Here is an 18473-nt window from a genome sequence, read left to right as displayed (position 1 = left end):
CGCTCAATACCGGTAATGATCTGATTTGAAGGGGCCTTCGGGCGTAACGCCGATATAGGCCGCCTGTTCCGGCGACAGGCTGGACAGTTTCGCGCCGACCTTCTCCAGATGCAGGCGGGCGACCTTCTCGTCCAGATGCTTGGGCAGGATGTAGACGCCGGGCTTGTACTCGTCGCCCTTGGTCCACAGCTCGATCTGGGCCAGCACCTGGTTGGTGAAGCTGGCTGACATCACGAAGGACGGATGGCCCGTCGCGTTGCCCAGGTTCAGCAGGCGGCCCTGGCTCAGCAGGATGATGCGGTTGCCCGAGGGCATCTCGATCATGTCCACCTGATCCTTGACGTTGGTCCATTTGTGGTTGCGCAGCGCCGCCACCTGGATCTCGTTGTCGAAGTGGCCGATATTGCCGACGATCGCCATGTCCTTCATGGCACGCATGTGCTCCAGACGGATCACGTCGCGATTGCCGGTGGTGGTGATGAAGATGTCGGCGCTGTCGGCCACGTCCTCCAGCGTCACGACCTCGAACCCGTCCATCGCGGCCTGCAGCGCGCAGATCGGATCGACCTCGGTCACCTTCACGCGCGCGCCCGCGCCCTGCAGCGACGCCGCCGAGCCCTTGCCGACGTCGCCATAGCCGCAGACGACGGCGACCTTGCCTGCCATCATGACGTCGGTGGCGCGGCGGATGCCGTCGACCAGCGATTCCTTGCAGCCGTACTTGTTGTCGAATTTCGACTTGGTCACGCTGTCGTTGACGTTGATGGCCGGGAAGGGCAGCTGGCCGTTCTTCATCAGGTCATAGAGGCGATGCACGCCGGTCGTGGTCTCCTCCGAGACGCCGACGATCTGGTCGCGCATCTTCGTGAACCAGCCGGGGGACTGGGCCTGACGCTTGGCGATCTGGGCCTTGATGACGGCTTCCTCGTCCGATTGCGGGACGGGGATGATCTCCTCGCCCGCCTCGGCACGCGCGCCCAAGAGGATGTAGAGCGTCGCGTCGCCGCCATCGTCCAGGATCAGGTTCGGACCCTCGGGGAACTGGAAGGAGCGGTCCAAGTAATCCCAGTGCTCCTCAAGGCTCTGGCCCTTGATGGCAAAGACCGGCACGCCCGCCTTGGCGATGGCCGCGGCGGCATGGTCCTGGGTCGAATAGATGTTGCAGGAGGCCCACCGGACATCCGCGCCCAGATCGACCAGCGTCTCGATCAGCACGGCGGTCTGGATGGTCATGTGCAGGCTGCCCACGATACGGGCGCCGGCCAGGGGCTTCGTCTCGCCGTATTCGGCGCGCAGCGCCATCAGACCGGGCATCTCGGTCTCGGCAATGTCCAGTTCCTTGCGGCCGTAGTCGGCCAGCGCGATGTCCTTGATGATGTAATCGGTCACGGCTGCTCTTTCGGTCATTCACGGGTTGCAACCGGGATAGCGCAAGCCCCCCCTGACCGAAAGAGGCTAAACCGCCACAGGCTTGTGACGCCCCTGGGGCTGGCTGCTGCGGGCCATGCGGCGCACGAAATCGGCGGTCAAAGCCTTGGCCATGGTCAGCGGATCGGCGCCCGGAGCCCATTGACGCAGGCGCCCATCCACCACCATCCGCGCGGCACCTGACACGAAGCAGCGCGCCGACAGGGTCAGGGTCTCGATGTTCTCGGCGGGGTGCAGGCGGCCCTCCTCCTGCGCCCGCTTCAGCATGCGCATCATCAGGTCGTGCAGCGATTCCATGTAGCGGCGCAGCGTCGGTATGGACATCGTATCCAGGGGGGTGCTGTCCTGCAGCAGCCGGAAGGGCATCGGATAGCGGTCGGCCCAGTCCAGATAGGCATGCCCCAAGGCCACGAACTGCGCGATGGGGTCGCGCGGATCGACTTGGACGACGGCCTTGGTGCAGGTGTCGATCAGCACGACCAGCGCGCCTTCGACGCCCACGATCAGCAGATCGCGATCCTGGGGATAGAGCGTGCGCATCCGGTCCTCGGGCTCGCCCAGCAGGCCGGCGATCCGCTCGATCGTGGGGATGCTGCTCTGCTGCTCCTCCAGGAGCATCATGACGGTGCTGATGGCCCGTTCATGCAGGCCGCGCGGGTCTCTGGTCGAGGTCGGGTGTCTCATGGCGATCCGATCCGTTGTGAAGGACGTCAGAACGAAAGCGAATTAACTAAAATACACCGCAGGGGAAACTAATGGTAGAACGCACGGTTCAGAACCAAGTTCCAAAAGGACGCAAAATCGGTCCCACGGCAGAACGAGCCTGTTCAGACTAGCACGTTGTGTCGCCTGCGCGACATATCCAAATAGACAGGTCCGCCCGGATCAGGGGCGGACCTACCAGTCTGCGGGGGGCCGTTCAGCCGTCGCTGCGCGAGGCGCGCTTGCGCTCGTGCGGGTCCAGGTGACGCTTGCGCAGGCGGATGTTCTTGGGCGTGACCTCGACCAGCTCGTCGTCGTTGACGTAGGCGATGGCCTCCTCCAGCGACATGCGGACCGGCGGCGTCAGGCGCACCGCCTCGTCCGTGCCCGAGGCGCGGACGTTGGTCAGCTTCTTGCCCTTCAGCGGGTTCACCTCGAGGTCGTTGTCGCGCGAATGCTCGCCGATGATCATGCCGGTGTAGAGCTGTTCCTGCGCGCCGATGAACATCTTGCCGCGCTCTTCCAGGTTCCACAGGGCATAGGCGACGCTGACGCCGTTCTCCATGCTGATCAGCACGCCCTGGCGGCGGCCCTGGATCGGACCCTTGTAGGGCGCCCAGTCATGGAAGATGCGGTTCAGCACGCCGTTGCCGCGCGTGTCGGTCATGAACTCGCCCTGATAGCCGATCAGGCCGCGCGAGGGGACATGGGCCACGATGCGGGTCTTGCCGACGCCGGCGGGCTTCATCTCGACCAGGTCGCCCTTGCGGTCGCCGGTCAGCTTCTCGATGACGACGCCGGTATATTCGTCGTCCACGTCGATGATGGCCTCCTCGATCGGCTCCAGGCGCTGGCCGTCCTCCTCGCGGAAGATCACGCGCGGGCGGCTGATGGACAGCTCGAAGCCCTCGCGGCGCATGTTCTCGATCAGCACGCCCATCTGCAGTTCGCCCCGGCCCGACACGATGAAGGCGTCGCCGCCCGGCGTGTCCTCGACCTTGATGGCCACATTGACCTCGGCCTCGCGCATCAGGCGCTCGCGGATCACGCGGCTCTGGACCTTCTTGCCGTCCTGGCCGGCCAGCGGGCTGTCGTTGATGCCGAAGGTCACGCTGATGGTCGGCGGATCGATCGGCTGCGAGGGCAGGGCGGTCTCGACCTCGGGGGAGCAGAGCGTGTCGGCCACGGTGGCCTTGGCCATGCCCGCGATGGTGACGATGTCGCCGGCCTCGGCCAGGTCGATCGGGGTCTGGGTCAGGCCGCGGAAGGCCAGGATCTTGCTGATGCGGAACTGCTCGATCCGCTCGCCGTCGCGCGACAGCGCCTTCAGCGTGTCGCCGGCCTTGGCGGTGCCCGCCTCGACGCGGCCGGTCAGCAGGCGGCCCAGGAAGGGGTCGGCGCCAAGCGTGGTGGCCAGCATCTGGAACGGCTCGGCGGCGCGGGCGATCTGCTTGGGCGGCTGGACGTGGCGCAGGATCAGGTCGAACAGCGCCGACATGTCCTGGCGAGGGCCGTCCAGCGTCTCGTCGGCCCATCCGCCGATGCCCGAGGCATAGACATGCGGAAAGTCCAGCTGCTCGTCATTGGCGCCCAGGTTGGCGAAGAGGTCGAAGACCGAATCCAGCGCCTGGTCGGGTTCGGCCGCGGGCTTGTCGACCTTGTTCAGCACCACGATGGGGCGCAGCCCCAGGGCCAGCGCCTTGGAGGTCACGAACTTGGTCTGCGGCATCGGGCCTTCGGCGGCGTCGACCAGCAGGCAGACCCCGTCGACCATCGACAGGATGCGCTCGACCTCGCCGCCGAAATCGGCGTGGCCCGGCGTGTCCACGATGTTGATGCGGGTGCCTTTCCATTCCACCGAGGTGGCCTTGGCAAGGATGGTGATGCCCCGTTCGCGTTCGATGTCGTTGCTGTCCATCGCGCGTTCCGCGACGGCCTGGTTTTCGCGGAACGACCCCGACTGACGCAGCAGCTGATCCACCAAGGTGGTCTTGCCGTGGTCGACGTGGGCGATGATGGCGATATTGCGGATGTCCATGACGGCCTTCTTTAGGTTTCGCGGCTGCCGTAGCGGATAAGGGCCGCGATTGAAAGCCCGCAAATGGCCAAGGACCCCCGGCCGTGCAGGCCGGGGGTCCCGTGACGTGGTGTCAGAAGCGGCTCAGCGGCGGCGGGTCAGACCCGACCAGACGCGGCCGGCATCCCGGTCGTTGCCGCCCTTGATGGCGCCCATCCAGGCCGCAAGGCCCGCGATCAGCGACGACACCGCCAGGAACAGGGCCGACCAGACGGCACCGCGACGGGCGGTCTCGGCGGCCGCGATGGCGGCGTCCTGCGCCTCCTGCAGACGCTGCTCGGCCTCGGCCTTGACCTCCTGGGCGCGCTGTTCGGCCTGGGCCAGGGCCTGTTCGGCCTGGGTCCGGGCTTCCTCGATGCGGGCCTCGGCCTCGGCGCGCAGATCCTGGGCGCCGGTCACGGCCTGCTCGACGCGGGCGTCGATCTGCGCCGGGGTCAGGTCGGTGCGGGCGGCCAGCGCGTTGCGCAGATAGTCCAGATCGCCGTCATCGACTTCGCCGGTGCGCAGGATGCTGGACAGGATGTTGCCCACCTCGCTGCGGATCGCCTCGTTCGAGAACTGATCGGGGGCCGCAGCCTCCGAGCGCAGCAGACGGTCGGTCACATAGTCCAGCGGGTTGCCGCCCATCTGGTCCGCGCCGCCCGCGGCCTCGCCCGCGCCGCTGATCGCGCCGCCGGCCAGCTGGCCCACGCCGCTGATCGCGCCGCCCGCGACCTGGCCCACGCCGCCGACGATGCCGCCGGCCAGCTGGCCCGTGCCCTGCAGAGCGCCGCCGACGGCCGCGCCGGTCGCCTCGACCGCGGTGGTCGCCGCGTTTCCGGCCGCGCGCACGCCGCTGGAGACGGCACCGGCCGCGACGATGCCGGTCAGGATCATGCCGATCGCCCAGACCGTCAGGCCGTGCACGCCGTCACGGGCCTCGGTCTCGTCCTCGGTGGCGCTGCCGCGCGCCCGCATCCGCCCGGCGACATAGCCACCGAGGCCATAGACCGCGATCATCGACACGAAGGCGAACAGTCCGACCAGGATCAAGGCGAAGGTGCCCAGACCCTCGCCCTGCTCGGCCGAGACCGAACCCAGTCCGATGGCCGCGGTGAAGCCGGTGAAGACGACCGACGCGCCCGTCGCGATCGCGGCACCCGCCAGGATCGAGGCCCAATCGACGTGACCGCGCGGCGTGCTGCCGGCGGCGTTGAGGTTTTCAGTCATGGTGATCCCTTTCAGCGCAGGCCGAGGAACGACAGGATGAACAGGACGACGACGACCAGGCCGACGATGTAGATGATCGAATTCATGGCATTTCCCTTCTCGCTTGGGCACCGTCCGGCAGCAGGGGCGCGGCAGGACGACGCATCTGCCAGCCAACGGGTCAGATGCGGCGGCGGTTCCCGCAGGCCGTTGAAAACGCCGCCACTGTCGCGCGGGGGCCTCAGCCGCAGGCGGCGTGCAGACGCTTCAGCCAGCCCAGGCCCAGATGGGTTGTGCGGGCGGGCGCGTATTCCGCGCCGATCCAGCCGCGATAGCCCCAGGCCTCCAGCTCGGCCACGAAGGCCGCGAAGTCCAGCGGGCCGCTGTCGGGTTCGTGCCGGCCGGGATGGCCGCCGATCTGGACGTGGCGCACCAGCGGCGCGACCTTGCGCCAGCAGCCCGGCACGTCGCCGGTGATCTGCTGGGCGTGATAGGTGTCCAGCTGCAGCCCCAGGTTCGGGGCGCCCACGCGCTCGATCATATCGGCCGCCAGATCGTAGTCCGACAGGAAGCAGCCCGGCATGTCGGTCCGGTTCACCGGCTCGATGGTCAGGCTGGCATGGGGCGCGCGGTGGGCAGCCCAAGCCAGGTTAGCCACGAAGGTCTCGCGCGCCCGCTCGCCCTCGGCGCGGCCGGCCATGACGTGGATGTGGCGCACGCGCAACGCCTGCGCGACGCGCAGCGCGCGTTCGAAGTCGCGCCGGAACCGCTCCTCCAGCCCCGGCACGGCGGCAAAGCCGCGCGGACCGCCCGCCCAGTTCGGCGGGGGCGCGTTGATCAGCACGATCTCCAGCCCCGAGGCCAGCGATGCGCGACGCAGCTCCTGCGCGGCGATGTCGTAGGGGAACAGGATCTCGACCCCCTCGAAGCCCGCGTCGGCGGCGGCGGCAAAGCGGTCGGTCATGGGCAGTTCGGTGAACAGCGTCGTCAGGTTGGCGGCAAAGCGCGGCATCACGGCTCCAATGCGAAGTCCCGGCCCCCCGACCGGATCACGGCCCGCCCGTCGGCGCCGATCCGCGCCGCATCCGCCAGCCGGTAGAAGGTCTTGCGGTCGATCAGCGCCTCCAGGCCCCGACGGACATGGACATAGGGGCGCGGCGCGTCGGCCGTCCCACGCACCGTGATGGCATGATCCGGCCCCGCCGTCACCCGGTCTCCGACCGTCGTGGTGAACGTGACCGCATCGGGCGCGATCTGGGCATCCTCGGCCAGGAAGGGCGCGTCCTCGACCCGGATGCCGATCTTCTCGACCGGAGAGACCAGGAAGAACCGCTCTCCCTCGCGCTTCAGGATGCCGGCGAACAGCCGCACTAGGCCGGGGCGACCGATGGGGGTGCCCTCATGCACCCAGGTCCCGTCGGCGCGGATCACCAGGTCCATCTCTCCGCAATAGGGCGGGTTCCACAGGTGCACGGGCGCCGGACCCCGGCCTGCGGCCTCGGCTGCGGCGCGGGCCAGGCCATCGGGGTTCACGCTTTTGTCACCGTTTTCCGCCATTCGATCTGGTCGCCTCTGAAAGGACTGCCTATGCTTTCCTTAAAGCAGCGGAAGGGTGTTGTCATGACGTCGGACGAAATTCTGGTGCAGCAGGTTCAGGAGCTGGCCGCCCGGCTAGGCGATGCGCGCGCCAGCACCGAACGGCGCTTCGTCGGGCAGCACGCGGTGGTCGAGCAGGTGCTGGCCGCGATCCTGGCGGGTGGGCACGCGCTGCTGGTCGGGCAGCCGGGCCTGGGCAAGACGATGCTGGTCGACACGCTCTCGACCGTGCTGGGGCTGGACAGCGCGCGCATCCAGTTCACGCCGGACCTGATGCCCGCCGACATCCTGGGCTCGGAGGTGCTGGACGCGCGCCCCGACGGCAGCCGGGCCTTCCGCTTCATCGAGGGGCCGGTCTTCACGCAGCTCCTGATGGCCGACGAGATCAACCGCGCCAGCCCCCGCACCCAATCCGCGCTGCTTCAGGCCATGCAGGAGCGCGAGGTCACCATCAGCGGTCAGCACCGCCCCCTGGGCCGCCCGTTCCACGTCCTGGCCACCCAGAACCCAATCGAGCAGGAGGGCACCTATCCGCTGCCCGAGGCGCAGCTGGACCGGTTCCTGCTGCAGATCGACGTCGATTACCCCGACCGCGACACGGAACGCCAGATTCTGCTGGCCACGACCGGGCTGGAGGAGGACGCGCCCCACGGCGCCTTCACCCCCGATCAGCTGATCGCGGCGCAGCGGCTGATCCGGCAGATGCCGGTGGGCGACAGCGTGGTCGAGGCGATCCTGGACTTGGTCCGCGCGGCCCGTCCCGGCGCGCCCGAGGCGGCGGGTTTCGTCACCGATGCGCTGACCTGGGGGCCGGGTCCGCGCGCGGCGCAGGCGCTGATGCTGGTCACGCGGGCGCGGGCGGTGCTGAACGGCCGCTTCGCGCCGACGCTGGACGATGTGGCGGCGATGGCGGCGCCGGTCCTGCGGCACCGCATGGCGCTGTCCTTCGCCGCCCGCGCGCGGGGCGAGACGGTCGATGCGGTGATCGACCGCCTGCTGGACGACCGTCTGGCCCCCCGCCGCGCCGCATGAGCCTGACCCCCGCGAACCTGCGCGCACGCGCCGAAGGGGCCGCGGCCCATCTGCCGGGGCTGGTCCTGTCGGCGGAACGCCTGGCCGCGATGGTCGCGCCGGGCGCGCACGGTCTGCGCCGCGCCGGTCCCGGAGAGGATTTCTGGCAGTATCGCCCGGCCGGGGCGGGTGACGGGGCGCGCAGCATCGACTGGCGCCGCTCGGGCCGCTCGGACCAGCAGTTCGTGCGCGACCGCGAGGCGCAGACCGCGCAGGCCGCGACGCTGTGGCTGTCGCGCGGGCAGGGCATGGCCTTCACGGGCGGTCCCGACCGGCCGGCCAAGGCGGAACGCGGACAGGTCCTGACGCTGGCGCTTGGCATGCTGCTGCTGCGGGGGGGCGAACGGGTCGGCCTTCTGGGCCAGCCGCCGCGCGCGGGCAGGCTGCAGGCCGACCGCCTGGCCGAGGCGCTGGCGGCCGCGCCCCCGACCGCGGGCGACGACGACCATGCCCCCGCAGGGGCGCTGCGCCCGAACACGCGCGCCGTGCTGATCGGCGATTTCCTGGCCGATCCGTCCTGGCTGGCGGCATTCCTGGACCGGGCCGCGGCCTTGGGCGTCGGCGGTCTGCTGCTGCAGGTCCTGGACCCGGACGAGGTGCGGTTCCCCTTCGACGGCGCGGTGGATTTCCGCAGCGCCTCGGGCACGCTGCGCCATGACAGCCGCGATGCGGGCGGTCTGCGCGCGGCCTATCAGGCGCGGCTGGCCGAACGGCAGGACTGGCTGCGCCGGCAGGCCGACCGCGCGGGCTGGCTGTTCGCCACCCACCGGACCGACACCGATCCGGCCGAGGCGCTTGGCTGGGCCTGGCAGGGCTTGGGCCGGGCGCCGGGCGGGGGAGGGCGCTGATGCTGGTCCTCGGCCCCCTGGGCTTTGCCGCGCCCTGGGTGCTGGCGGCGCTGGTCGCGCTGCCGGTGCTGTGGGTCATCCTGCGCGCCATGCCGCCCGCGCCGCGCCGGGTGGTCTTTCCGGGCATCGCGCTGCTGGCCGGGCTGGCGGATCGCGCACCGGTCGCGACGCGCACGCCCTGGTGGCTGCTGCTGATCCGTCTGGCGGCGGTGGCGGCGCTGATCCTGGCCTTTGCCGGTCCGGTCTGGCGGCCGGTGGTGCAGCCAGCGCCGGACGGACCGCTGGTGGTGGTGATGGATGCGGGCTTTGCCGCCGCCCCCGATTGGGCCGCCCGGCAGAGCCGCGCGGAGGCCGCGCTGACCCAGGCCGCCGCCGCCGGTCGCCCCGCCGCGCTGATCCTGGCGGACGGGCAGGGCGATCCGGGGCCGCTGACCTTCCGTCCGGCCTCCGACTGGCTGGCCGCGCTGCGCGGGGCGCAGCCAGTGGCCTGGTCGACGCGCCTGCCAGACGATCCCGCAGCGGCGCTGGCCGATGCACCGGAGGGGGATCTGGCGACGCTGTGGCTGTCGGACGGCACCGATCATGCGAACCGCGCCGCCTGGCTGGAGGCTCTGGCCGCGCGCGGCCCGGTCACCGTGGTGCCGCCCGCGCGTCCGCTGCGCCTTCTGGCGCTGGAGGATGGTCCGGCCCCGGCGCTGACGCTCTATGCCACAGACGACGCCGCCCCCGCGATCCAGGCCATCGGCCCTGACCCGCAGGGGATCGAGCGTCCCCTGGCCATCCTGACCGCGGGCGGGGCGGTGCTGCGCGACGGCCTCTCCGTCCGGCCCGTGGCCATCGACCTGCCGCCCGAGCTGCGCAACCGCATCACCCGCTTCCAGATCGAGGCCGAATCCCATGCCGGTGCCGTCGTGCTGGCCGATGACCGGGTGCGCCGCCGCAAGGTCGCGCTGGTCGGCGATCCGCTGGCCGAGGGGCAGCAGCTTCTGGCCCAGACCCATTATCTGCGCCAGGCCCTGGCCCCCACGACCGATCTGGTCGAGGGCGCGCTTGGCGACGTGCTGGCCACCGCGCCCGACGTGATCGTGCTGGCCGATCAGGTGCAGCTGGCCGAGACGGCCGAACTGACCGAATGGGTGCGCGACGGCGGCCTGCTGATCCGCTTTGCCGGGCCGCGCATGGCCGGGTTCGACCGCCTGCTGGAGGAGCCGCTGCTGCCCGTCGCGCTGCGCCAGGGCGGACGCGACATCGGCGGCGCGCTGTCCTGGGGCGATCCGCGCGGGCTGGCGCCCTTTCCCGCCGACGGGCCCTTTGCCGGGCTGGAGGTGCCGCAGGACGTCACCGTGCGCGCGCAGCTGATGGCGCAGCCCGCGCCCGATCTGGCGGCGCGCACGTTGGCCTCGCTCAGCGACAACACGCCTCTGGTCACCCGCGACGGGTTGGGCCAGGGGCAGGTGGTGCTGGTCCATGTCACCGCCAATGCGGAATGGTCCACCCTGCCGCTGTCGGGCCTGTTCGTGCGCATGATGGAGCGGCTGGTGGCCACCGCCCGCCTGTCGCCCGCCGAAGCCGCCGCGGACGATCAGGCCCAGCCCTTCTGGACGCCCGAGACGGTCCTGGACGGGTTCGGCCGCCCGGCACCCTTGGACGGCCTGTCGCCCGTGCCCGCCGCCGATCTGGCGCAGGGACCGGGGCCGGGGCGACCGGCCGGGGTCTATGCCGCCGGGGAACGGCGTCAGGCGCTGAACGCGGGCGGCCCGGTGCGGCCGGTGACCGGCGCGGCCGACTGGCCCGGCGCGCGGATCGAGGCCGTGGCGGCCTCCTCCGGGCGCGACCTCAAGGGGGCGCTGCTGGCCGCGGCGCTGCTGCTTCTGGCGCTGGATGCGGCGGGATCGGCGGCCTTGGCGCGCGGACGGCGGCGCGGGGCGGTGGCGGCGGTGCTGCTGGCGCTGGCGCTCTGGCCCGCGCCGCGCGCCGATGCGCAGGATCTGGACCCCGACCTGATGCGGGCCGCGGCCGAGGTCGCGCTGGCCTATGTGGTCACGGGCGACGCGGCGGTGGACCGGGCCTCGGCGCAGGGGCTCCAGGGGCTGTCCACCGCGCTCAGGGCGCGCACCTCGGTCGAGCCGGGCAAGCCCATCGGCATCGACCTGGAGCAGGACGACCTGTCGCTGCTGACCTTCCTCTACTGGCCGGTGACCGAGGCGCAGGTGCCGCCCGGTCCACAGGCCTATCTGCGGCTGAACGCCTTCCTCCGCTCCGGCGGCATGATCCTCTTCGACACGCGCGACGGCGACATCGCGGGCGTGGGCGGGCCGGACATGTCGCAGGCCTTGCGCCGGCTGGCGGCACCCCTGGACGTGCCGCCCCTGGCGCCGGTGCCGGAGGATCACGTCCTGACGCGGACCTTCTATCTGCTGCAGGACTTTCCGGGCCGCTGGCAGGGCAATCCGGTCTGGGCCGAGGCCCCGCCGGTCGGCGCCGCGACCGAGGACGGCATGCCCTTCCGACAGCTGAACGACGGGGTCAGCCCGGTCATCATCGGCGGCAATTCCTGGGCCGAGGCCTGGGCGGTGGACGGCGACGGCTATCCGGTCTTTCCCATCGGCCGGGGCTGGGAGGGCGAGCGTCAGCGCGAGATGGCGACCCGCTTCGGTGTTAACCTGGTCATGTATGTGCTGACCGGGAACTACAAATCCGACCAGGTCCATGTTCCCGCCCTGCTGGACCGGCTGGCGACCGAGGAGATGCTGGCCCCATGACCCAGATCCGTTTCGATCCGGCCCTGCCGTGGTGGGCCATCGCGGCGCTGGCGGCGCTGGCGGTGGCGGTCGCGGGCTTTGCTCTGTGGCGCGGGCTGCGGGGCTGGGCGTGGCGCGGGCTGGCGGGGCTGGCGGCGGCGCTGGCGCTGGCGGGACCCGCGCTGGAACTGGGCAGCCGCACGGCCCTGTCGGACATCGTGATCCTGCTGGACGACCGTTCGGCAAGCCAGGACCTGCCCGGCCGGCCCGAACAGACGGACAGCGCGGTGGCCGAACTGACCGCCGCGGTCGAGGCGCTGCCGGGCACCGACCTGCGCCGCGTCACCCTGGGCGATTCCGAGGACGGCACCCAGCTGGGCGCCGCCCTGGCCCGCGCCGTCGCGGCCGAGCCGGAGGCGCGGCTGGCCGGGGTGATCGCGCTGACCGACGGGCGGCTGCACGACCCCGCTTTGCTGCCGCAGGGCCTGCCCGCGCCGCTGCAGGTCCTGCTGACCGGAGCGCCGCAGGACTGGGACCGCCGCCTGGTGATCGAGGAGGCCCCGGCCTTCGGCCTGATCGACCAGGAGGTTCAGATCCGCCTGCGCATCGAGGATCAGGGCGCCGTCCCCGAAGCAGTCGCCGCGGGCAGCGTGACCCTGCGCCTGTCCGTGGACGGCGAGACCGAGCAGGTCGTGGCCGTGCCGCTGAACACCAGCCTGACCCTGCCGGTCACGCTGACCCATGCGGGCCAGAACGTTGTGCGGATCACACTGGACGACGCGCCCGGCGAGCTGACCGACCGCAACAACGCCGCCGCCGTCAGCATCAACGGGGTGCGCGACCGGCTGCGGGTGCTGCTGGTCTCCGGAGAGCCGCATGCCGGAGAGCGCACCTGGCGCAACCTGCTGAAATCCGACGCGGCGGTGGACCTGATCCACTTCACCATCCTGCGCCCGCCCGACAAGTTCGACGGCGTCCCGGTGAACGAGCTGTCGCTGATCGCCTTTCCCACGCAGGAGCTGTTCCTGGAACGGATCGACGATTTCGACCTGATCATCTTCGACCGCTACAGCGTGCAGGGCATCCTGCCGCCCGACTATTACATGAACATCGCCCGATACGTGGAGGAGGGCGGCGCGATCCTGGTCTCGGCCGGACCCGAGCTGGCCTCGGTCGAAAGCCTCAGCCTGTCGCCCCTGGGCCCCGTGCTGCCCGGCCGCCCCACCGGCCGCGTGATCGAGGAGCCGTTCCTGCCCCGCCTGACCGAGCAGGGGCAGCGCCATCCCGTCACCGCGGGCCTGGGCGGTCCGGACCCCGAAAACCCCGATTGGGGCCGCTGGCTGCGCATGGCGCAGGTGACGCCCACGGGCGACGCGCAGGTGGCGATGACCGGCGCGCAGGATCAGCCGCTGCTGATCCTGGACCGGGTGGGCGAGGGGCGGGTGGCGCTGATGACCTCGGACCAGGTCTGGCTCTGGGGGCGCGGCTTCGAGGGGGGCGGGCCGCAGCTGGAGCTGCTGCGCCGCATCGCGCATTGGTCGATGAAGGAGCCGGAGCTGGAGGAGGAGGCCCTGCTGACCGAGATCCGCGACGGGCTGGACGTGCGCTTCGTGCGGCGCACCATGCGCGACGCGGCCGGGCCGCTGCGCATCACCGCGCCCGACGGAAGCGTGACCGAACTGCCGTTGGCGGCGGACGGTCCGGGCCGCTTCGTCGCGGACTGGACCGCGCCCGAGCCTGGCCTCTACCGGCTGGCCGACGGGGACATGGCCCGCGTCATGGCGCTTGGCCCCGCGGCGCCACGCGAATTCGAGGAGACGGTCGCCGACGCACCCCTGATCGCGCCGCTGGTCGAGGCGTCGGGCGGGTCGGTCCTGCGCCTGTCGGAGGGCGTGCCCGACCTGCGCCAGATCCGCGCCGGACGCGCCGCCAGCGGTACCGCGCTGTCGGGGCCGTGGATCGGCGTGACGCCGCGCGATGCCGCGACCGTGACCGGGCTGGACCGCAGGCCGCTGCTGCCGGGCTGGGCGTGGCTGGCGCTGGTCGCGGGGCTGATCCTGACCGGCTGGCTGGCCGAGGGGCGGCGGCGTCCCGCCTGACCGCCCGCCCGCAGGCCCGCCTGTCCGCTTGCCATCCGCCCCCCCGGTTGGTAACCCGAACCAAACCGTCTCAAGGAACGCAAATGGCTGACGACACGCGCAATCCCGCCCCCTATACCGAGGCCGACCTGTCGCTGATCAAGCGGATCATCCCGCACCGCTATCCTTTCCTCTTCATCGACAAGGTGCGCGACATCGTGCCGTTCGAAAGCGCCGTGGGCATCAAGAACGTCACCGCGAACGAGCCGCATTTCCAGGGGCATTTCCCGAACCAGCCGGTCATGCCGGGCGTCACCATCATCGAGGCGATGGCCCAGACCGCGGCGGTCGTCGTGGGCATCAGCATGAACGTCGTCGATGAGGAGATGCTGACCTATTTCATGGGCATCGACAATTGCAAGTTCCGCCGCATGGTCGTGCCGGGCGACGTGCTGGAGCTGCATTGCCGCGCGATCCGCGGCGGCGGCAAGATCTGGAAGTTCGAGGGCCGCGCCATGGTCGACGGACAGCTGTGTGCCTCGGCGGAATACACCGCGATGATGGCCCGCAAGGATGGCTGACGCGCTGATCCACCCCACGGCCGTGATCGAACCGGGCGCCACGATCGGCACCGGGGTCCGCATCGGGCCGTTTTGCGTGGTCGGACCCCGCGTCCGGCTGGATGACGGGGTGGAGCTGAAATCGCATGTCGTCGTCTCGGGCGACACGTCGATCGGCGAAGAAACGACCGTCTTTCCCTTCGCCAGCATCGGCGAGGTCCCCCAGGACCTGAAATTCAGGGGCGAGGACGTGCGCCTGGAGATCGGCGCGCGCAACCGCATCCGCGAATATGTGACCATGAACCCCGGCACGGCGGGCGGCGGCGGGCTGACCCGCGTGGGCGATGACGGATTGTTCATGGCTTCCAGCCATGTGGGCCACGACTGCCGCATCGGCGACCGGGTGATCCTGGCCAACAGCGTGGCCATCGCCGGCCATTGCGTGCTGGAGGACGACGTGATCGTGGGCGGCCTCTCCGGGGTGCATCAATGGGTGCGCATCGGGCGCGGCGCCATGATCGGCGCGGTGACCATGGTGACGGCGGACGTGATCCCCTATGGCCTGGTTCAGGGGCCGCGCGGGCATCTGGACGGGCTGAACCTGGTCGGTCTGCGCCGCCGGGGCGCCAGCCGCGCCGACATCGCGGCGCTGCGCGATCTGCTGGGCGCCCTGGGTCGCGGGTCGTTCCGCGACGCTGCCCGGCAGCGCGCCGACGGATCGGTCACCACGATGGAGCGCGACGTGCTGGACTTCATCCTCGGCCCGTCCGACCGCAGCTTTCTGGCGCCGCGACCGGAATGAGCCGCATTGCCATCATCGCCGGGCGCGGCGCGCTGGCCCCTGCCGTGGCCGCCAGCGTGGACGCACCGCTGGTCTTCGCGCTGGAAGGGTTCGCCCCCGAGGGCCTGGAGGCGACCCCGTTCCGGCTGGAGCGCCTGATACCTTTCCTGGACGAGCTGCATGACCAGGGCGTGACCCGTGTCGTTTTCGCCGGGGCGATCCGTCGTCCGCGTCTGGACCCCGAGGCCTTCGATGCGCGCACGGCGCAGCTGGTGCCGCGCATTCTCATGGCGATGCAGTCGGGCGATGACGCGGCCCTGCGCGCGGTCCTCGACATCTTCGAGGAAAACGACCTGAACATTTGTTCTGTCACGGAAATCGCGCCCGGTCTGGTGCCCGGCGAGGGCATCCTGACCGGCGCGCCGTCCGCTCATGACAAGCGTGACGTGGCGCGTGCCGCCGAGATCCTGGCGGCGACCGGGCCGCTGGACTTGGGGCAGGGCGCGGTCGTCGCGCAGGGCCTGTGCCTTGCGCTGGAGACGCTGCCCGGCACGCAGGCCATGCTGGACTTTGCCGGACGCCACGCCGGACTGCGCCCGAATCCCGACGGGGCGCGGGGCGTCCTCTACAAGGCGCCGAAACCGGGACAGGACCTGCGCATCGACCTGCCGACCCTGGGGCCGGACAGCGTCGATCAGGCCGCGGCTGCCGGTCTGGCGGGCATTGCCTGGGCCGCGGGGCAGGTCATCCTGCTGGAACGCGAGGAGGCGGTGCGGCGCGCCGAGGCGGCCGGGCTGTTCCTTTGGGCAGCCGGCGCCTGAGCCGGCGCGCACAGGCGAATGGGCCTTGCCCGGACCAGGCGGGACACGCACCATGACGGGGCCACAGCACAGAGGAACGGCATGCGGTATTTCCTGATCGCGGGCGAGGCGTCGGGCGACCAGCTGGGCGCGGCGCTGATGGACGGGCTGCGCATGCTCGATCCCGAGGCGCGCTTCCTGGGCGTCGGCGGCCCAGCCATGACGCCGCGGGGGCTGGAGAGCCTGTTTCCCATGGACGAGCTGTCCGTCATGGGCATCTGGGAGGTGCTGCCCAAGTACCGCCAGCTGAAGCGGCGCATCGCCCAGACCGCGCAGGCGGTGATCGACGCCGCCCCCGACGTGCTGATCACCATCGACAGCCCCGATTTCGGCCTGCGCGTCGCGCGGCTGGTCCGGGCGCAGCGGCCCGACCTGCGCACGGTGCATTACGTCGCGCCCTCGGTCTGGGCCTGGCGTCCGGGGCGCGCGCTGAAGATGGCGCAGGTGATCGATCATGTCCTGGCCATCCTGCCCTTCGAGCCGCCGCTGATGGAGGCGGCGGGCATGACCTGCGATTTCGTGGGCCACCCGGTCGCCACCGCAGACGTGGCGGGGCCCGACGAGGCGCAGCTGTTCCGCAACGCGCATGGCATCGCCTCCGACGCGCCGGTCGTGCTGTGCCTGCCCGGATCGCGTCGCGGCGAGGTCGCGCGTCTTGGGCCGCGCTTCGACGAGGCGCTGATCCGCCTGCGCGACCGCGTCCCCGAGGTCCGGGTCGTGCTGCCCACCGTGCCGGGCGTGTCGGGAATGATCCGCGACATGACGCGCCGCTGGCCAACCGCCCCCATCGTGATCGAGGAACCGGACGAGAAGCGCGCGGCCTTTGCCGCGGCCGATCTGGCGCTGGCGGCATCGGGCACGGTCAGCCTGGAGCTGGCCGCGAACCGCATTCCCATGGTCATCGGCTATGACATGGCACCCCTGTCACGGCTGATCGTGGGGATGCTGCTGCGCACCGATACCGTGACGCTGGTCAACCTGGTCAGCGACACGCGCGCGGTGCCCGAATTCCTGGGGTCGCGCTGCCAGCCCGGCCCGCTGGCCGCGGCGCTTCAGGACGCGCTGGAGAACGGCGCCCATCGCGGGGCGCAGCTGGACGCGATGGACGTGACCATGGACCGCTTGGGCAAGGGGGGAGAGGCGCCGGGCCTGCGCGCGGCGCGCTCGGTTCTTCACGCGATCACAGCACCGCGGTGACGATGATCTCGACCTTGTAGTCCGGGGTCGCCAGCGCCGATTCGCCGGTCGCGCGGGCGGGGGTGTGGCCCTGCGGCACCCAGGCATCCCAGACCGCGTTCATCTCGGCGAAATCGGCCATGTCGGCCATCCAGATCTGGGCCGAGACGATGCGCGTCTTGTCGGTCCCGGCCTGCGCCAGCAGCGCGTCGATCTGCGACAGCACGGCGCGCGTCTGGTCCGCGACCGGGGTGCCCGGCTCTCCGACCTGGCCCGCCAGGAAGACGAAGCCGTTGGCGATGACCGCCTGGCTCATGCGGGGACCGGTTTCCAGGCGCTTGATGTCGCTCATGTTGCTCTCCTTTGGCGATATGCGCGGCGACGCTATACGCGGGGGGCGGGGGCGGCAAGGCGGGTTGCGGACGTTCCGCTTGCGTTCTATCCTGCGGCCATGTCCGACCTCAGCCCCTTGCCCGTCATGCCCGGCCAGCGCCTTGCGCGCGGCACGGGCCGCCTGCTGCGCAGCCTGGATCATGCGGTGCTGACCGAATTCACGCCGGTGCGGGGCCTGCGCGTCGACCTGATCAGCCTCGGCCCCAAGGGCGAGCTGTGGGTCGTCGAATGCAAGAGCGGCCGCGCCGATTTCCGCGCCGACCGCAAGTGGCAGGGCTATCTTGACTGGTGCGACCGCTATTTCTGGGCGGTGGACGGGGATTTCCCGGTGGACCTGCTGCCCGAGGACACGGGCCTGATCCATGCCGATGCCTTCGGCGCCGAGATCACCCGCATGGCCCCCGAACACCGCCTGTCCGGGCCGCGCCGCACCAAGGTGCAGCGCGACTTCGCCCGCGCGGCGGCGCTGCGCCTGCAGGTGCTGTGCGACCCCGAGGCGCTTATCGCCGGGGCTTCTTAGGCTTGGCGCCCATGCCGCGGGCGGCCTCTGCGGCAGCCATCAGCTCTTCGGCGATCTCGATGGCCTCCTCGGGGTCGAAATCCATCGGCAGGTCCACACCCTCGCCCTGGACATAGATGCGGACCATGCCCAGGTCGGTCGGGCCGATCTGGATGTTCGCGGTGATGTCGCTTTCGCTGTTGATGCCCATGGCCTGATCCTTTCGCTGTGAAACTTTCTCTATCCCGATGCCGATTTCGCGGCAAGCGGGGCTTGCATCGCGCCCCGACCGGGTCTAAAGAACCGCCCTGTGCCGCCTTAGCTCAGTTGGTTAGAGCGCTAGATTGTGGATCTAGAGGTCCCCCGTTCAAGCCGGGGAGGCGGTACCACCACCCTCCGAACTTTTCTGCACCGCAGCATCTTGCGTCCGCCCGCCTGGCCTGAAACCATGGCGCCGTCCACAACGGGGAGGCGT

17 protein-coding genes and 1 tRNA gene are annotated in these 18473 nt (G+C 70.8%); 10 read left to right on the top strand and 8 right to left on the bottom strand.

From position 1 onward, the window contains the following. Positions 1 to 3: 3 nt before the first annotated feature. From ahcY to AACG61_RS08320, 6 genes are all read right to left on the bottom strand, one after another. The gene (ahcY, locus tag AACG61_RS08345; RefSeq protein ID WP_411836680.1) at positions 4 to 1407 is read right to left on the bottom strand and encodes an adenosylhomocysteinase; all 1404 of its coding nucleotides are present in this window, start codon (positions 1405 to 1407) and stop codon (positions 4 to 6) included. Between the two features lie 48 nt (positions 1408 to 1455). Beyond that, complete coding sequence (locus AACG61_RS08340; RefSeq protein WP_411836679.1) at positions 1456 to 2112, bottom strand: WHG domain-containing protein; 657 nt, start codon at positions 2110 to 2112, stop codon at positions 1456 to 1458. A gap of 235 nt (positions 2113 to 2347) precedes the next feature. Then, positions 2348 to 4168 carry a translational GTPase TypA gene (typA, locus tag AACG61_RS08335; RefSeq protein ID WP_411836678.1) on the bottom strand — a complete coding sequence of 607 codons (1821 nt, stop codon included), beginning with the start codon at positions 4166 to 4168 and terminating at the stop codon, positions 2348 to 2350. Between the two features lie 123 nt (positions 4169 to 4291). Continuing rightward, positions 4292 to 5416 (bottom strand): hypothetical protein, encoded by a 1125-nt coding sequence (locus AACG61_RS08330; RefSeq protein WP_411836677.1) that lies wholly within the window; start codon positions 5414 to 5416, stop codon positions 4292 to 4294. Positions 5417 to 5636: 220 nt separating this feature from the next. Then, entirely contained in the window at positions 5637 to 6407 is a 771-nt protein-coding gene (locus AACG61_RS08325) for a hydroxypyruvate isomerase family protein (protein WP_411836676.1), read from the bottom strand. Then, the gene (locus AACG61_RS08320; RefSeq protein WP_411836675.1) at positions 6407 to 6952 is read right to left on the bottom strand and encodes a DUF1285 domain-containing protein; all 546 of its coding nucleotides are present in this window, start codon (positions 6950 to 6952) and stop codon (positions 6407 to 6409) included. The genes AACG61_RS08325 and AACG61_RS08320 overlap by 1 nt, the downstream gene beginning before the upstream one ends. A 63-nt stretch (positions 6953 to 7015) precedes the next feature. Between AACG61_RS08320 and AACG61_RS08315 the strand changes: the two genes are divergently transcribed. From AACG61_RS08315 to lpxB, 8 genes are all read left to right on the top strand, one after another. Then, positions 7016 to 8023 carry an AAA family ATPase gene (locus AACG61_RS08315; RefSeq protein WP_411836674.1) on the top strand — a complete coding sequence of 336 codons (1008 nt, stop codon included), beginning with the start codon at positions 7016 to 7018 and terminating at the stop codon, positions 8021 to 8023. Then, positions 8020 to 8910, top strand: coding sequence for a DUF58 domain-containing protein (locus AACG61_RS08310; RefSeq protein ID WP_411836673.1), 891 nt, complete (start codon positions 8020 to 8022; stop codon positions 8908 to 8910). Before AACG61_RS08315 ends, AACG61_RS08310 begins: the two co-directional genes overlap by 4 nt. Beyond that, positions 8910 to 11672: a DUF4159 domain-containing protein gene (locus AACG61_RS08305; RefSeq protein ID WP_411836672.1), complete on the top strand. Its 2763-nt coding sequence runs from the start codon at positions 8910 to 8912 to the stop codon at positions 11670 to 11672. Before AACG61_RS08310 ends, AACG61_RS08305 begins: the two co-directional genes overlap by 1 nt. Further along, complete coding sequence (locus AACG61_RS08300; protein WP_411836671.1) at positions 11669 to 13750, top strand: hypothetical protein; 2082 nt, start codon at positions 11669 to 11671, stop codon at positions 13748 to 13750. The genes AACG61_RS08305 and AACG61_RS08300 overlap by 4 nt, the downstream gene beginning before the upstream one ends. Before the next feature lie 83 nt (positions 13751 to 13833). After that, on the top strand, positions 13834 to 14310 hold the full coding sequence (fabZ, locus tag AACG61_RS08295) for a 3-hydroxyacyl-ACP dehydratase FabZ (RefSeq protein WP_411836670.1): 477 nt from the start codon (positions 13834 to 13836) through the stop codon (positions 14308 to 14310). After that, entirely contained in the window at positions 14303 to 15091 is a 789-nt protein-coding gene (lpxA, locus tag AACG61_RS08290) for an acyl-ACP--UDP-N-acetylglucosamine O-acyltransferase (protein WP_411836669.1), read from the top strand. The genes fabZ and lpxA overlap by 8 nt, the downstream gene beginning before the upstream one ends. Then, positions 15088 to 15891: an LpxI family protein gene (locus AACG61_RS08285; RefSeq protein WP_411836668.1), complete on the top strand. Its 804-nt coding sequence runs from the start codon at positions 15088 to 15090 to the stop codon at positions 15889 to 15891. The genes lpxA and AACG61_RS08285 overlap by 4 nt, the downstream gene beginning before the upstream one ends. Positions 15892 to 15972: 81 nt before the next feature. Next, positions 15973 to 17127 carry a lipid-A-disaccharide synthase gene (gene lpxB / locus AACG61_RS08280; RefSeq protein ID WP_411836667.1) on the top strand — a complete coding sequence of 385 codons (1155 nt, stop codon included), beginning with the start codon at positions 15973 to 15975 and terminating at the stop codon, positions 17125 to 17127. On the opposite strand, the gene AACG61_RS08275 is transcribed toward lpxB, so the two are convergent. Then, the gene (locus tag AACG61_RS08275) at positions 17111 to 17458 is read right to left on the bottom strand and encodes a RidA family protein (RefSeq protein ID WP_411836666.1); all 348 of its coding nucleotides are present in this window, start codon (positions 17456 to 17458) and stop codon (positions 17111 to 17113) included. The genes lpxB and AACG61_RS08275 overlap by 17 nt on opposite strands. A 99-nt stretch (positions 17459 to 17557) precedes the next feature. Here AACG61_RS08275 and AACG61_RS08270 point away from each other — a divergent pair, with 99 nt between their 5' ends. Next, complete coding sequence (locus AACG61_RS08270; RefSeq protein ID WP_411836665.1) at positions 17558 to 18019, top strand: MmcB family DNA repair protein; 462 nt, start codon at positions 17558 to 17560, stop codon at positions 18017 to 18019. Here the strand turns inward: AACG61_RS08270 and AACG61_RS08265 are convergent. Then, complete coding sequence (locus AACG61_RS08265; protein ID WP_411836664.1) at positions 18000 to 18209, bottom strand: DUF6324 family protein; 210 nt, start codon at positions 18207 to 18209, stop codon at positions 18000 to 18002. The two genes, AACG61_RS08270 and AACG61_RS08265, sit on opposite strands and share 20 nt — an antisense overlap. A 101-nt stretch (positions 18210 to 18310) precedes the next feature. On the opposite strand from AACG61_RS08265, the gene AACG61_RS08260 reads away from it, so the two are divergent. Next, a tRNA-His gene (locus AACG61_RS08260) sits at positions 18311 to 18387 on the top strand. The last annotated feature ends 86 nt before the right edge of the window (positions 18388 to 18473 follow it).

It is taken from the genome of Paracoccus sp. ME4 (assembly GCF_046736325.1).
GTDB lineage: Bacteria > Pseudomonadota > Alphaproteobacteria > Rhodobacterales > Rhodobacteraceae > Paracoccus.
Note: the sequence above shows the minus strand (reverse complement) of the source record. Positions and strands in the feature narration are given on the sequence as shown.

What these genes read in the sequence shown, in the direction of transcription:
- AACG61_RS08340 (WP_411836679.1), bottom strand. Translation starts at nt 2,112, where the DNA reads ATGAGACACCCGACCTCGACCAGAGACCCGCGCGGCCTGCATGAACGG.
- lpxA (WP_411836669.1), top strand. Translation starts at nt 14,303, where the DNA reads ATGGCTGACGCGCTGATCCACCCCACGGCCGTGATCGAACCGGGCGCC.
- AACG61_RS08265 (WP_411836664.1), bottom strand. Translation starts at nt 18,209, where the DNA reads ATGGGCATCAACAGCGAAAGCGACATCACCGCGAACATCCAGATCGGC.
- AACG61_RS08325 (WP_411836676.1), bottom strand. Translation starts at nt 6,407, where the DNA reads ATGCCGCGCTTTGCCGCCAACCTGACGACGCTGTTCACCGAACTGCCC.
- AACG61_RS08320 (WP_411836675.1), bottom strand. Translation starts at nt 6,952, where the DNA reads ATGGCGGAAAACGGTGACAAAAGCGTGAACCCCGATGGCCTGGCCCGC.
- lpxB (WP_411836667.1), top strand. Translation starts at nt 15,973, where the DNA reads ATGCGGTATTTCCTGATCGCGGGCGAGGCGTCGGGCGACCAGCTGGGC.
- AACG61_RS08270 (WP_411836665.1), top strand. Translation starts at nt 17,558, where the DNA reads ATGTCCGACCTCAGCCCCTTGCCCGTCATGCCCGGCCAGCGCCTTGCG.
- ahcY (WP_411836680.1), bottom strand. Translation starts at nt 1,407, where the DNA reads ATGACCGAAAGAGCAGCCGTGACCGATTACATCATCAAGGACATCGCG.
- AACG61_RS08305 (WP_411836672.1), top strand. Translation starts at nt 8,910, where the DNA reads ATGCTGGTCCTCGGCCCCCTGGGCTTTGCCGCGCCCTGGGTGCTGGCG.
- AACG61_RS08300 (WP_411836671.1), top strand. Translation starts at nt 11,669, where the DNA reads ATGACCCAGATCCGTTTCGATCCGGCCCTGCCGTGGTGGGCCATCGCG.
- AACG61_RS08285 (WP_411836668.1), top strand. Translation starts at nt 15,088, where the DNA reads ATGAGCCGCATTGCCATCATCGCCGGGCGCGGCGCGCTGGCCCCTGCC.
- typA (WP_411836678.1), bottom strand. Translation starts at nt 4,168, where the DNA reads ATGGACATCCGCAATATCGCCATCATCGCCCACGTCGACCACGGCAAG.
- AACG61_RS08310 (WP_411836673.1), top strand. Translation starts at nt 8,020, where the DNA reads ATGAGCCTGACCCCCGCGAACCTGCGCGCACGCGCCGAAGGGGCCGCG.
- fabZ (WP_411836670.1), top strand. Translation starts at nt 13,834, where the DNA reads ATGGCTGACGACACGCGCAATCCCGCCCCCTATACCGAGGCCGACCTG.
- AACG61_RS08275 (WP_411836666.1), bottom strand. Translation starts at nt 17,458, where the DNA reads ATGAGCGACATCAAGCGCCTGGAAACCGGTCCCCGCATGAGCCAGGCG.
- AACG61_RS08315 (WP_411836674.1), top strand. Translation starts at nt 7,016, where the DNA reads ATGACGTCGGACGAAATTCTGGTGCAGCAGGTTCAGGAGCTGGCCGCC.
- AACG61_RS08330 (WP_411836677.1), bottom strand. Translation starts at nt 5,416, where the DNA reads ATGACTGAAAACCTCAACGCCGCCGGCAGCACGCCGCGCGGTCACGTC.